The organism is Chryseobacterium sp. CFS15 (assembly GCF_031118795.1).
GTDB lineage: Bacteria > Bacteroidota > Bacteroidia > Flavobacteriales > Weeksellaceae > Chryseobacterium > Chryseobacterium indoltheticum.
In genome coordinates this window covers 1-14,148 of sequence record NZ_JAVHYL010000009.1, presented here as the reverse complement: position 1 = coordinate 14,148, position 14,148 = coordinate 1, and the positions used below count along the sequence as shown (strand labels likewise).

Here is a 14,148-nt window from a genome sequence, read left to right as displayed (position 1 = left end):
GGATAATATTTAATACAAAGGAGAACGACTATAAATCAATCGCTCTCTTTTTTATTAATCTGTTACTTTTAAATACTTAATCTGTCCGTCTGTAATATCAAAATGAAATATTATTAATCTCCTCCCATTCAAATGATGGTAATATTATTTCTCTTCGAATTCTTAAATGAAAACTCAATTTTACCCCTTCTCCAATGAAAATTCAAATATCCCCGATATTTTTAGCATTCTTATTTACCAACCCATAATTATAAACCTTCTCCCCTGCCTCAACTCATTCATCTGCCATTACAAAGATACTTCTGCTATTTTAAACAGGAAAATTAGTGTACATAGAAATCTATTCATTTACATTTTATAGGCTGCTAGCGTAACTTCTTAGTTAAACAGCTAAAAGCGACAGATGTATTTAGGTATTTCAATGTCAAGTCTACTGTCGAAAATATTAAGACTCAACTTACTTTACGCCTAACCCTCGACGATATTTCAATAATAAAAACTGCCGACAAAAATTGTCGACAGTTTTCTTGAAAGTATATAGTAAAAATTAGTAACCTTCGTTCTGTACCAAATATCCGGGTACACTAGATGCTCCGTCAATAGCCGATTGAGGGATTGGGAACAGTCTTTTTCTGGGATCTGTATTTGTTTTTGAAGTGTAGATGTCTTCATAATGACCAAATCTGATCATGTCTGTTCTTCTCGAATATTCCCAGTAAAATTCAAAACCTCTTTCGCGATAAAGCAAATCAAGATTGATTGAAGTTAAAGCTGGTGGAGTTACTGAAGGTCTGGCTGTTCTTGAAGCTCTTACCAAATTTACATCTGCTAAAGCTGCTCCTGCATTTCCTTTTCTCAGCTGAGCTTCTGCTCTCATCAAATAAATATCAGCTAAACGTAGAAGTACAATATCGGCATTTCCTCTGTTTCTTCCAGTATCGGAAGTTCTGCTGAATTGATATTTTGAAACTCTATATCCGTCTGTGTAATCTTTATTGTTGGGATTTTCAAGATCGATTTCCAAAGTGTGATTAACGTAATTTACAAAACCATTTCTCTGCTCGATAATCGGGTAAATTTTATATTGTCCGTTTACCGTTTGGAAAGGTTGTCCGTTTGATGCATTTCTCAATCCCCATTGAATTCCTCTCTGGATTCCTCTGTTGATTTCGTAAGTTGCACCATTCACAAGGAAGTAATGGTTTGCATCATTTGCCGGAGTAACGCCCGTTAAATTCTGTAAATTTTGCGGAACGGTAAAGTTTTCTTTGTAAAATCTTGCATCTGCCTGTGCAGGATCTGTACTTCCATACGCTTGAACCCAAGTGTTGAAAAAATCAGATGTAATTGCAGGCCCGTCTGTTCCGTTTGCTTTTGGGAAAGCTGCTAAAGGATACTGACTACCTGATAAAGACCAATACCCCAGCCTGTTATGAGATGTTGTAAGATCCTGACGTTGATCAATAGCAAAAATAAGCTCCTTATTAGAATGATTATTATCGTCAAAGATGGCAAAATATTCGGGTGATAATGAAAATAATCCTGAGTTGATTACTTTATTGGTGTATTCAATCACTTTATCCATATCTGCTGTTGCAAAAGAGGCAGTTCCGTAAGGATTTTTGTAAACTCCTGCATTTAGATAAAGTTGTGCCAAAAATCCGTTCACAGAAGCTTGAGACATTCTTCCCGGACCTTTTGCATTGTCAAGATCATTTAACACAGCAAGAAATTCGCTTTCGATATAAGAAAATGCTTCTTGTCTTTTTAAAATCTGTGAATCTTCAGAAGTTGAATCTTTTTTGAATGCCAATCCCCAATAATCCAACATCAGCATATTGTAGTATGCTCGTAAAGCTCTCATTTCGGCAAGTCCTTTAGCTGCTTCCGGATTTGTTGCAGCAAGTGGCTGCAATCTTTCGATGGCAACAACCGTTCTTGAAAGCATTAACTTGAAAGCATTCCAAGTATCTTTTACGACAACGTTTGCGGTAGTGGTATTATGCTGATGAAGTTCGATGTATTTACCACCGTCGTACCAGTCGTTTCCACTTCCTCTTGGAGGAAGAATTCCCTGATCGGTACTGATTAACTGAAGACCATAATTTTTTGTATGAGTAAATGCATCAGGAAGCGGTCCGTAAGCCGGAGCCATTACTTCTATCACGACATTGCTCGTCTGTACATCCAGAGATTCGTCGATTACCTGCTCAGCAAGATCGCTGCATCCCATATTGACAAGAGCACTTAGGCTTAAAATACTTATTAGAAATTTATTTTTCATTGTTTTCTTGTTTAAATAGTTAATTAAAATGCTACGTTTACACCAAATGCAAAGCTTCTTGCCTTTGGATAAGTTGCATAATCAATTCCGAAAGATTGAATTCCTCCTTGAGAAACTCCTGTGTTGATTTCCGGGTCGAAACCTGAATATTTGGTAATCACGAATAAATTCTGAGCGGTTACTGTAAATCTTATGTTTCTGATGTGTTCTCCGATTCCTAAAACTTTAGGATTCAGGTTATACCCCAAAGTAGCATTGTTTAATCTTAGGAAATCACCTTTTTCTAGATATCTCGTTGAGATCACATTGGTATTGTTAGCGCTTTCGTTCGGAAATTGTGTCGCTGCATCGGTTGTATTCTGCGATAAGCCCAATCTTCCTCTTGTAAATAAAGTTGAAGCAGTGTTGTTGTAGATCATATTTCCTGCAACTCCGTTGAAATTTAGTCCAAGATCAAAGTTTTTGTAAGCTGCCTTCAGATACAGATTGTACGTGAAGTCTGGTAATGCACTTCCTGCGGCAACTCTGTCATTATCAGTGATAATTCCGTCGCCATCTACATCTCGGAAAATATTGGTACCGTTTTCATTTAGACCTAAAAATTCTCTTACATAGAATGTACCAATTGGTTGATTATTGATGTATCCATTGATTACGGCATTAGTTGTTCCGGGACCTTGTGCTTCTCCGGTAGAAAGAACTCTGTAAGGTGAATCTTTTACTTCATTTTTAATGAAAGAGGCATTTCCGCCAATGCTATAAGTGAAAGCTTTATTTGGATTGCTGTTATAGTTTAAAGATATTTCATAACCTGTATTATTAATGGTCATATTTGGAATATTTTTCCACATTTTTTCTTCAGCACTGATTGGGTCAACAGGATTAATGTCTAGCAAAATATTATCTGAAACCTTATTAAAGAAATCAAATGTACCGGTCAATCTGTTGTTCATAAATCCGAAATCTACCCCGATATTGGTTTGTGTTGTTACTTCCCATTGAATTCCCGGGTTATCAGCTCTCACCAGATAAAATCCTACAGGATAATTTCCGCTTCCGTCCATTGGGTAGGTTGCCTGTCCACCACCATCTGAAGCCGATTTATAACTTCTTTTCGTGATTTTATTAGGCATTTCCTGATTTCCAGTTTTCCCCCAGCTTGCTCTCAGTTTCAAGTTGCTTACCAAACTGACATCGGCTAGAAAATTTTCTTTACTGATATTCCAGCCTGCTGCAAAAGATGGGAAGATTCCGTAACGGTTGTTTCTACCAAATTTTGACGATCCGTCTGCTCTTAAAGTAGCTGTTAATAAGTATTTATCTTGGTAACCATAATTTGCTCTACCAAACCAAGACTGAAGCTCATTTTTTGTAGCACTAGATGTAGAAGTAGTATTGTTTTTATTAGCCGCTCCAATTTGGTATTGAGGCTCAATTCCGTTATTTGGGAATACCGAATAATCCCAACCTCTTTCAATCATCATGAATTTTTGGTAAGAATGTCCTGCCAATACATTAAAATCATGACGGTTGATCTTGAATTTATATGTCAAAGTATTTTCTACAAGTGTATTATTGTTTGAGAAATAGTTTAAATCTAAAGATCCTATTTCCAAAGGAACTGCGTGCGGAATATTTTGAATAATTCTGTCAGCTGTAGAATAGTCAACACCAAAATTTAATTTATAAGTTAAACCTCTAATGATTTCGACTGAAGGCGAAATATTAGCTAAAATTCTATTGTTGTTGGTAAAATCTTTGTAAATCTGCTGACGAATAAGTGGGTTGAAAGCACCATTATTAAAAACTGTAGTAGGTGAACCATCCGTATATGCAGGATACGTAGGGTTCCACGTCAACATATTAGAAACTGTACTTGTCGCGTTTGGTCTATTGTTTTCAGTTCTTGATCCGTTTAGGTTAAAATCAATATTTACTCTTCCGTCAAAAGCTTTTTGTGAAATATTTGCACGTCCGGAATATCTTCTCAGATTACTGTTGTACAAAATACCTTCTTGATTTTCATAACCTAAAGCAGCATAATAGTTTGAATTATCTGTTGCACCTGCTGCTGAAAAATTAACGTTATTTGATAGTGCAGTTCTTGTCAATTCATCCTGCCAATCAGTATTTCCACCCATGTCGTCTAATTTTCCGCCCATTGCAGTCACCTGCGTTCTGAATTCATCAGCGCTGAAAACATTCATTTTATTGGCAAGATTAGAAATAGTAAGATTAGAAGAAAGATTCAGCTGGGTTCTTCCCTTTTTACCTTTTTTAGTAGTAATTACAATTACCCCGTTTGCACCTCTCGCTCCATAAATGGCTGCTGCGGAAGCATCTTTCAAAACATCCACCGATGCAATATCATCAGGATTGATGAAGTTCATCGGGTTATTGGCAACTCCTGTATTTGTGTTATCGATTACAAAACCATCGATAACGTAAAGCGGAGTAGTTCCTGAACGTAAACTTCCAACCCCTCTGATAATGATATTTTGATTGGCTCCAGGTTCTCCACTTACATTGGAAACGTTTACTCCGGCAACTTTCCCCTGAAGTAATTGGCCAACATTGGCGACCATCCCTTTGTTGAAATCCTCAGCTTTTACAGATCCTACTGCTCCGGTTACATCAGATTTTTTTTGAGAACCATAACCAATCATCACGACTTCTTCAATGTCTGTCATTTTGTTGTCACTTTTGATGGTGTCGGATTCTTTTTTTTGTGCAAATGTTAGACTGACACAGCCCATCAAAACAGTTGGCACGAGATAAATACGCTTCATTCCTTTTTATTTTGGTGCAAAATTAGTCCCAAAAAAAGCCGAGTTCCGTTAATTTACCGTTAAGTAACTTATTTTCCAAATTAATAAAATGTGAATTATGTTGCGAAAAATTAAATTTCAGTAAACTTAATGTTAAGCAGTTTGATTTAAACACCTGTAAATAAGATAAAAGCTTGTTAATATTGGATTTTGGTGTTTTGGGTCTACGATTTTAGCTTAATAAAATGTCTAATTTTGCCCCTTGTTTTTAAATATAATCAATTGTTAAAATAGTAATCAATATGAATTATAATTATAAAAGTCTTAATTTAAAGACTGTTGCGTTAATTTTTATGCTTCTTTTTGAATCATTATTAACAGCACAAAGTCAAAAACCCATCAACGTCATTTTTATGATAGGCGATGGAATGGGAGTATCTCAAGTTACTTCTACCTTTTATTTCGGAGAAGGAAAACCAAATTTTCAGAACTTCAAATTTGTAGGGCTTTCTGAAACCTCAAGTACAAGCGATAGAATTACAGATTCTGCAGCCGGAGCAACAGCTTTGTCTACCGGAAAAAAAACATATAAAAGAGCGATTGGTGTAGATAAAGATTCTTTGGCAATTCCCACAATTTTAGAACAGCTTCAAGATAAAGGCTACAAGACAGGATTGGTAAGTTTAACGAGTATAACCCATGCAACACCGGCTTCTTATTATGCTCACATCAAAGACCGTGATTGGCACGAAGATATTGCGTTGGATTTTATTAAATCTGATGTAGATTTTGCTGCTGGCGGTGGTTTAAAGTTTTTCAGCAAAAGAAAAGATAAGAAAAATCTTTTGCAGGATTTATTGAATAAGAATTATAGAATAGATACAGTTTCTCTTTCAAAGCCTGTTGCGGGGAAAAGAAATCTTTACCTTTTGGCTCAAGACGAATTGCCCAATAAAATTCAGGGGAGACAAGATTTTCTACCGGAAGCTACACAAACCGCTTTAGATTATTTTTCAGCGGAAAAGAAACCTTTCTTTCTTATGGTTGAAGGTTCTTTTATCGATTGGGGAGGCCATGCAACTGATGCTGATATGATGATAAAAGAAGTTCTTGATTTTGATAAAACAATCGGTGTTGTGATGAATTTTATTAAGAAAAATCCAAATACATTACTTGTGGTGACCGCTGATCACGAAACAGGTGGAGCAAGTATAGGAAAATTTATGGAAAAAGATGCTGCAACAGGAAAAATGAAGGAGGTAAAAGATAAAGTACAGGTTAATTTTATCGACAATCAGCATACTGCGGCTTTGGTTCCTGTTTTTGCGATGGGAAAAGGAGAAGAATTGTTTTCAGGGGTTTATCCGAACAATATGATCTATCACAAATTGATTGAGGCATTGAAAAAAAGCGGAATCAAGATTAAATAATTCGAATTTAAAAGAAATATCATGTATTTAAATCTAAAAAAAATCGTCTTTTTTTTCATTCTGATTTTTACGACAGCAGTTTATGCACAAACTATAAAGGTTCATTCGCATAATGATTACGAACAAAAAGTTCCTTTTTGGTATGCATTGGGAGCTGGTGTAAGCTCAATTGAAGCTGATGTTTTTCTTGTGAATAATCAACTGTATGTTTCACATGAAGAGAAAGGTATTCAGAAATCAAGAACATTTGAAAGTCTTTATTTAGAGCCTATCAACAAAGCTTTAGAGATGAATATGATTTCTATGGAGTCTCTTCAGATATTAATTGATTGCAAAACTGATGCACAATCAACTTTATCAGAAATTGTAAAATCAATTCAAAAATACCCCAGAATTACGGCTCAGAATAAAGTGAAATTTGTGATTTCCGGAAATCAGCCGGCTCCTGAAGAATACAATTTATATCCTGATTTTATCTTATTTGATTATCAAAAACTAAATAATTTAACAGCAAATCAGTGGAATAAAGTTGCATTATTAAGCTTAAATTTTAAACAATATTCAGTCTGGTACGGAAAAGGTGGTTTAACGGAAGAAGATTTGCCTAAAGTGACTGAAGTTATTAAAAAAGCGAAATCATTTGGAAAACCTTTCAGATTCTGGGCAATTCCTGACGGGAAAACTTCATGGGAATTTTTCGCTCACAATGGTGTTGATTTTATCAATACCGACCACCCGAAAGAATGTGCAGAATATGTAAATTCTTTGGAGAAAAGGACTTTTAAAAACAATATATTTTCAGAAGTCTATCAGCCTAAATTTTCCTATCTAAAGAAAAATATACCTATAAAAAATGTTATTTTATTAATCGGTGACGGAAATGGTCTTTCACAAATTTCTTCATCAGTTTTAGCCAATAAAGGTCAATTAACTTTAACGCAATTGAAAAATATTGGTTTAATTAAAACCAGCGCAGCAGATAATTTTACCACAGATTCTGCAGCCGGAGCCACTGCTTTCGCAACCGGAAAGAAAACAAAAAACAGATTTATCGGAGTAGATTCTGAGGGCCGAAAAACGGCAAACCTTACGGAAATTCTTTCAGAAAAAGGTTTCAGCACCGGAATTATTACTACTGACGAAATTGTGGGAGCTACACCTTCTGCATTTTATGCCCATCAAAAAGACCGTGGTATGGAAAAAGAAATTGCCGAAGATTTGCCAAAATCAAAACTCAACTTTTTTGCAGCGGGTGGTAGATCTAAAGTTTCCGGTCTGCATGATTTTAAATTAGCCGAAAACACGAAGCAGGTTGCAGAAAGTAAAGCAGATCGTCTGGCTTATTACCTTTCTGATAACGGTGTTCCACAAGTTTTGAAAGGTCGAGGCAATCTTTTGGCTGAAACTGTAGAAAGTGGACTGCAATTTTTAAAAATCAAGAAAAAACCATTCTTCATCATGATTGAGGCGGCGCAAATTGACAGCGGCGGTCACAGCAATAATGTGGGAACCATCGTAACTGAAGGTATTGATTTTGACAGAGCGATTACAAAAGCTGTACAGTTTGCAGATCAAAACCCGGGGACTTTGGTGATCATTACTGCAGATCACGAAACAGGTGGTTTTAGTATTCCTCATGGAGATATGAAAACCAGTACCATTGAAGGAGATTTTACAACCGATGATCATTCAGCTACATTAATTCCTGTGTTTTCCTACGGTTCAGGCTCAGAAATTTTTACGGGAGTATATGAGAATAATGAGATTTTCCATAAAATGTTAAAAGCTTTGAAAGTAAATTAGTATTATCATTATTTTTTCTAAAATATACAATTTTGAAAAAGCATTTTTCTATTCATCTTCTGGTTACTTTACTGCTTTCGCTAAACGTATTTGCACAACGGAAAACCATTCAAATAGCATTTTTGGCAGATGTTCATTTTCAGGATCTTTACGGAGACTTTTCAGATAATGCATTCCGAGGCGTAGAAAATCCAAAAACAAAAAAGAAAACCCTATTGAGAACAATGGATTCTCAGCTGCGTTCAACAAGAATTTTTAATGAAAATTATTTTGCTTTTCTGGCGGCTTTGGATGATATAGCAAAACGGGGGATTAAAATCGTCGCACTTCCCGGTGATTATACTGATGACGGACAAGCCTATAATTTAAGAGGATTAAAACGTATTTTGGATGAAAACCAAAAAAAATATGGAATGAGGTTTTTTATTACCACGGGAAATCATGATCCGGTAAGTCCTTTTTTGAAGGATGGTGGAAAATCTGATTTTTTAGGCGAACATGGAAGCCCTATTAATATTTTCAGTAATAAAGATTTAGTTAAAGATAAGGATCAGGATACTTTCATTACCAGAGACATTGCAATGTCCGGTTATTTAGAAATTATCAACGAGCTTAAAGAATTCGGGTTCTCCCCTTCTGAAAAAGATTTGTTTTGGGAAACTCCATTTAGTCATCGTTCTTATAAAAATTATAGTTTTAAAAAAGCTTTAAAAAGTTCAGAATATTCCAACAGAATGTATGAAGTCAGTCCAGGATTTTCTGTTCCTGATTTGAGTTATGTGGTAGAACCCGTAAAGGGAATTTGGCTTTTAGCAATTGACGGAAATACCTATTTGCCAAAAAATAGTAATGAAAATCCAACAGATCCTGATAATTTCCATGGAGCTTCCGTTGGATACAACAATGTACTTTCCAATAAAAAGCATTTGATTGATTGGGTGAAAAACATTTCAAAGCAAGCAGAAAAAAACCGCAAAGTTCTCATTGCATTTACGCACTATCCGATGCTTGATTACAATGACGGAGCTTCTGAAGATATTAAAAATTTACTCGGTAAAAACAAATGGCAGCTTGACAGAGTACCAAATGATCAGGTTGCTCAGGTTTTTTCCGATGCAGGACTCAAACTTCATTTTGCAGGTCATATGCACATCAATGACACCGGAATCAAAAAGTTTGAAAACGGAAAAACGCTCGTCAATATTCAGGTTCCTTCTTTGGCAGCTTATCTTCCGGGATATAAAATTTTAACAGTTAATTCTCCCGCTGATTTTGAAGTGGAAACAGTTCCTATTAAAGATGTTCCCCATTTTGATGAGCTATTTCCTTTGTATCAGAAAGAGTTTGAGGCTTTAAAAAGTCAGAACACAAAAGATATTTGGAATATTGACATTTTGAAAACAAAGAATTATCACGATTTCACATTATTTCATTTAAAAGAACTGGTGCGACTGAGATTTGTTCCTTCAGATTGGCCTAAAGATTTTATTAAAAAAGCTTCCAAACTTTCAGGAGAAGATTTACTTAATTTAAGTATTGACAGCGCAAATTCAAATAAAATAAATGCAGCAAAATTTAAAACATGGAATCTTGAAGATGCTTTATTAAATCTTTATCAATTGCAGTCTGCAGACGAACTAGCAAAAAAAGATATTCCTGAAAGCCGGCTTTTGCAATTCAAAATTTTGCATGAAAATTTCGAAAAATTAAATACAGAAGATGAATTCTTAAATCAACTGAAAACATTTTTCAGGGTTCTATCTAAATTGTCATCGGGAGATCCTACAGATCATTTCGAAATTGATTTTAAAAAAGGAATGATTTTAAAATTAAAATAATCACTTATTAAACTGAATTACTGTTTACAATTTTTCTTATTCCCGATTCTCAACCTTTATAATTGAAATAATTCAGTTTTTGAAATTCAGCGAAATCTCCACTCATTTCCCATTTGAGAGTAAAAGATCATAATAAGGATAACTGAAAATTAGTTAATCAATAACAATAAATGATTTTGGTTATGTCAAATAATGTTATTAAATTTGATTAAATGATAATTGTCAGTATAATTAATTTTAAATGACAACATTTTATTACACCACCACTAAATTTATCCATATCATGAAAAAACAAATCTTTATCGCTGCGCTGTCTCTGGGAGCAATCGTTTTAGGAACGGATAAGGTTCTGGCACAAAATTCTGAGCAGGTTAATACAACAGTAAATATTATTTTAGCCGACGTTATTGCAATGGACGTAGGCACTGCTGCTTCAGAAGGCGCTGTAGACTTTAATTATGGGAGTACAAACGACTATAATTCATCAAAAAATGTGACGGTTCCCAATAGTTTAGTCATTATTTCCTCCAAAAATTTTGATGTAAAAGTAAAGTCTGAAGGCGCAAATTTTGTAAGCGGAGCAAACGCAATTCCAGTGGATATATTACAAGTAAAAGCAGTACCTGGCGGAAGTCTAGTAGGAACTATGAATGAGGTCACCTTATCCACAAATGATCAGGTTTTGGTAAGTAATGCAAGTTTGGGTTCCAAACAATCTTTGAATATCGCCTACTCTATTTCGGCGGAAAAAGCATCGAAAGTACTTCTGGGAAAACCACGGGGAACTTACACACAAAAAATAACTTATACTGCGACTGCTTTATAATAAGATAAGCAACAATTTTTATAAAAGTCCTCAACACTTTCAAGTGTTGAGGGCTTTTTATTATGATTATCCATAATCTGTTATCATTGAAAATACTTTGTATTTCGTTGCTAAGTTTACGCCTTTGTATAACCTAAAAACAATTAGTATTTAAAATTCTTTGTTTGTCATTGCGTTAATGGAAAACAGCAGACATTCAATTTCTATTTACCCCAAATGAATAACTCATGTAGTTATTTTACTACATCAACTTCCATTTTCAACTACAAAGAAAATTTTAGCGCCGCCGTAGATTTGTAGTGTTCAAAAGAGAACAATTAAACAAAGAATAAAAATAAAATAATACTATTATGACAAAACTAATCGTAATCACAGCCTTAACTATCGGAGCAACTATATTAGGAACAAACAATGTTCAGGCTCAAAATACAACCGCAACAACAACAGTAAACATTACCCTGAACGATGTGATCTCAATCGACGCCGGAAGTACTGCCATCGGTAATACGGTTGACTTCAACTATGCTACTGCAGCAGACTATAACTCTGATCAGACGATTACTAAAGCCAACTCTTTAAAGGTTACTTCAACCAAGAACTTTAACGTTAAAGTAAAAGCAGGAGGTGCGAATTTCATGAATGGAACCAACTTAATCCCTGTAAATGTTTTGACAATCAAAGCTGCTGCATCTACCGGAACAATGGGCGGAACAAAAAATGCTGTCATTTTATCTGCTACTGATCAAAATTTAGTGTCAAACGCTCCGCTTGGAAGTGCATTAACACTGAATCTGGATTACACAATTCCTGCAGCGAAATCATCTTCTGCCGATATTTTAGGTAAACCAGCAGGAACTTACACGCAAACAGTAACTTATACTGCAACTGCTTTATAAGTAAAATTTTTTCATATTAATATTTTGTGATTTGGTGTTCGAAGGCTTCCTACAGGAGGCCTTTGATTTTGTTTGTATTGATAACAAATTTACAAACCTGTAAATATTTTTATGAAAACCTAATGAAAATTATACGCTAACAGTAATTTATATTACGACAGATTTATAATAGAAATAATAGCAATTTATATACTCCCCCAACACTTCTAGATGTTGAGGGCTTTTCTATTTAAGCCACATGAATAATTCTGTAGTGATTTTACTACATGAACTTCCATTTTCCACTACAAAGAAAATTTTATCGCCGCCGTAGATTTGCAGTATACAAAAGAGAACAATTAAATAAAAATAAAAATTAAATAGTACTGTCATGAAAAAACAAATCGTAATCGTAGCCTTAACTTTTGGAGCCATCATATTAGGAACTAATAATATTAAAGCTCAAAACACTACCGCGACCACAACCGTAAACATTACCCTGAACGATGTCATTTCTATCGACGCCGGAAGTACGGCAATCGGTAATACAGTTGACTTCAACTATGCTACTGCAGCAGACTATAACTCTGACCAAACGGTTACTAAAGCCAACTCTTTAAAGGTTACTTCAACAAAGAACTTTAACGTTAAAGTAAAAGCAGGAGGCGCTAATTTCATGAATGGAGTTAACTTAATTCCTGTAAATGTCTTGACGATTAAAGCGGCTGCGGCTGCCGGAACAATGGGCGGAACAAAAAACGCTGTCGTTTTATCTGCTACTGATCAAAATTTAGTAACAAATGCACCACTTGGAAGCGCTTTGACACTGAATTTGGATTACACAATTCCTGCAGCAAAATCATCATCTGCTGATATCTTAGGTAAACCAGCGGGAACTTACACGCAAACAGTAACTTATACTGCAACTGCTTTATAAGTAAATTTTTTTCATATTAATATTTTGTGATTTGGTGTTCGAAGGCTTCCTACAGGAGGCCTTTGATTTTTTATGTATTGAAACAGGTATATAGAAACTTCAAAATCCGGGAATAAGATCTATCAGCTTTAAGGTAGATTCCATGTATTTGGGCTTTGAATCTAATTAATTTCAGTTGAGTATATAAATCAATAAACCTAAGATTACCTTACTAACATTCATTAAAAACAAGTACAATGAATTTTAAAAGAAATATTAAATAAAGCGACTGCTTATATAGCTGCTGGTAATTACGATCAATTTTTAGCATATTGTACCACTGACACTCAATGGACATTCGTAGGTGAAACATCTCTAACGGTAATTGATGAAGTCAGGATTAGATGAAAGAAGCCTACATCGAACTGCCCAGGTTCAAGGTTGATTTAATGATCGAGGAAGGAAATTATCTCAGAGCAGAAGTACAAGAAGCATAGTGAATACTGACTCTCTATGGATAGCCTATGAGTATAGCAATGTATGGAGGTTCGAAAATTGTAAACTGGCTTCCTTGGTAAGATATGGACGTTCCACTACCTTAAGCTTTGCTTTGTAGCTTAGAAAAGGATCTTTTGAGAGCCATCCATTTGCCATAACCGAATGATCTTTTTGAAATTCTTGATGTATTTTACTGCAGTATTGTTTGCACATTTACGAACACTACGAAGCCAGAAATCATAATCCATGATGAAAGCGTGGTCAATCTTTGTAATGTTAATATCAGAAGTTTTATATTTCCAGATTAGAAATTTCTGTGTATGCTTTAACGATGTTTTATAACGCTCCAATGTTCCAACGGCAAAATCCTGACCTACTAGTGCTTCCACTTTATCATTATGATCCTGAAAAATAGGAATGAGCATTCGAGTGGAAATATCGGTTCCAAGCAGTTTAGATTTTAAACCTTCTGATGTTACAAATTCTTCTTCTTTCAGCATCTGGTAGTGAGAATCGTAAACTTGTTGCTCCAAAGTTTTAAGATAGACATTAAGCGTTTTCGCCTCCTGAGAGTTGCCAACTGCTTTATGTGCTTTAACATCCCATTTCTGCGGGTCGATGCAATGTCCGCTGCTTTGCCATCTATCGTGATTCTTAAGTAGGTGGGAGCGGTTCCGTTTGTTCGGATTTTATTCTTTTTTATAAAGAATAACAGGTTGAATATTTTGTTCATTGTGTGGTGACTTTAATTGTTTAATAATTTAGTTTTTGTTACCACTTTTTGCAAGATGTACAAGCGTTAAACTGCCTATTGGCCTGGATTCCCTGAATTTTTCGTGACCCATTTTCAAATTTTCAGGATGGGTCACGGAATAGGTCATATAATGGATCAATCACAAAACTTGGGGAG

General features: G+C 35.1%; 10 protein-coding genes. 6 read left to right on the top strand and 4 right to left on the bottom strand.

Annotation, left to right across the window (positions count from 1 at the left end; translation table 11 throughout):
• Positions 1-547: 547 nt before the first annotated feature.
• Together OH814_RS14295 and OH814_RS14290 are read right to left on the bottom strand one after the other, a co-directional pair.
• Entirely contained in the window at positions 548-2,284 is a 1,737-nt protein-coding gene (locus OH814_RS14295) for a RagB/SusD family nutrient uptake outer membrane protein (RefSeq protein WP_308828616.1), read from the bottom strand.
• A 23-nt stretch (positions 2,285-2,307) separates the two neighbouring features.
• Positions 2,308-5,073: a SusC/RagA family TonB-linked outer membrane protein gene (locus OH814_RS14290; RefSeq protein WP_308828615.1), complete on the bottom strand. Its 2,766-nt coding sequence runs from the start codon at positions 5,071-5,073 to the stop codon at positions 2,308-2,310.
• Between the two features lie 281 nt (positions 5,074-5,354).
• Between OH814_RS14290 and OH814_RS14285 the strand changes: the two genes are divergently transcribed.
• The 6 genes from OH814_RS14285 to OH814_RS14260 all read left to right on the top strand — a co-directional run bounded on the left by OH814_RS14285 (position 5,355) and on the right by OH814_RS14260 (position 12,761).
• Positions 5,355-6,482 (top strand): alkaline phosphatase, encoded by a 1,128-nt coding sequence (locus tag OH814_RS14285; protein ID WP_308828614.1) that lies wholly within the window; start codon positions 5,355-5,357, stop codon positions 6,480-6,482.
• Positions 6,483-6,503: 21 nt separating this feature from the next.
• Positions 6,504-8,285: an alkaline phosphatase gene (locus OH814_RS14280; RefSeq protein ID WP_308828613.1), complete on the top strand. Its 1,782-nt coding sequence runs from the start codon at positions 6,504-6,506 to the stop codon at positions 8,283-8,285.
• A gap of 32 nt (positions 8,286-8,317) precedes the next feature.
• Positions 8,318-10,123, top strand: coding sequence for a metallophosphoesterase (locus tag OH814_RS14275; RefSeq protein WP_308828612.1), 1,806 nt, complete (start codon positions 8,318-8,320; stop codon positions 10,121-10,123).
• Between the two features lie 283 nt (positions 10,124-10,406).
• On the top strand, positions 10,407-10,949 hold the full coding sequence (locus OH814_RS14270; protein WP_308828611.1) for a peptidoglycan-binding protein LysM: 543 nt from the start codon (positions 10,407-10,409) through the stop codon (positions 10,947-10,949).
• 350 nt (positions 10,950-11,299) lie between these two features.
• Positions 11,300-11,845, top strand: coding sequence for a peptidoglycan-binding protein LysM (locus tag OH814_RS14265; protein ID WP_308828610.1), 546 nt, complete (start codon positions 11,300-11,302; stop codon positions 11,843-11,845).
• Positions 11,846-12,215: 370 nt separating this feature from the next.
• Positions 12,216-12,761: a peptidoglycan-binding protein LysM gene (locus OH814_RS14260; RefSeq protein ID WP_308828609.1), complete on the top strand. Its 546-nt coding sequence runs from the start codon at positions 12,216-12,218 to the stop codon at positions 12,759-12,761.
• A 596-nt stretch (positions 12,762-13,357) separates the two neighbouring features.
• Here the strand turns inward: OH814_RS14260 and OH814_RS14255 are convergent.
• Both OH814_RS14255 and OH814_RS20660 read right to left on the bottom strand, forming a co-directional pair.
• On the bottom strand, positions 13,358-13,771 hold the full coding sequence (locus OH814_RS14255; protein ID WP_308828608.1) for a phage integrase SAM-like domain-containing protein: 414 nt from the start codon (positions 13,769-13,771) through the stop codon (positions 13,358-13,360).
• A complete protein-coding gene (locus OH814_RS20660; protein WP_374990579.1) occupies positions 13,732-13,971 on the bottom strand; it encodes a hypothetical protein in 240 nt (79 codons plus the stop codon). The genes OH814_RS14255 and OH814_RS20660 overlap by 40 nt, the downstream gene beginning before the upstream one ends.
• Positions 13,972-14,148: the final 177 nt, after the last annotated feature.

Coding starts and splice junctions, on each gene's coding strand:
- OH814_RS14295 (WP_308828616.1), bottom strand. CDS start 2,284: ATGAAAAATAAATTTCTAATAAGTATTTTAAGCCTAAGTGCTCTTGTC.
- OH814_RS14290 (WP_308828615.1), bottom strand. CDS start 5,073: ATGAAGCGTATTTATCTCGTGCCAACTGTTTTGATGGGCTGTGTCAGT.
- OH814_RS14285 (WP_308828614.1), top strand. CDS start 5,355: ATGAATTATAATTATAAAAGTCTTAATTTAAAGACTGTTGCGTTAATT.
- OH814_RS14280 (WP_308828613.1), top strand. CDS start 6,504: ATGTATTTAAATCTAAAAAAAATCGTCTTTTTTTTCATTCTGATTTTT.
- OH814_RS14270 (WP_308828611.1), top strand. CDS start 10,407: ATGAAAAAACAAATCTTTATCGCTGCGCTGTCTCTGGGAGCAATCGTT.
- OH814_RS14265 (WP_308828610.1), top strand. CDS start 11,300: ATGACAAAACTAATCGTAATCACAGCCTTAACTATCGGAGCAACTATA.
- OH814_RS14260 (WP_308828609.1), top strand. CDS start 12,216: ATGAAAAAACAAATCGTAATCGTAGCCTTAACTTTTGGAGCCATCATA.
- OH814_RS20660 (WP_374990579.1), bottom strand. CDS start 13,971: ATGAACAAAATATTCAACCTGTTATTCTTTATAAAAAAGAATAAAATC.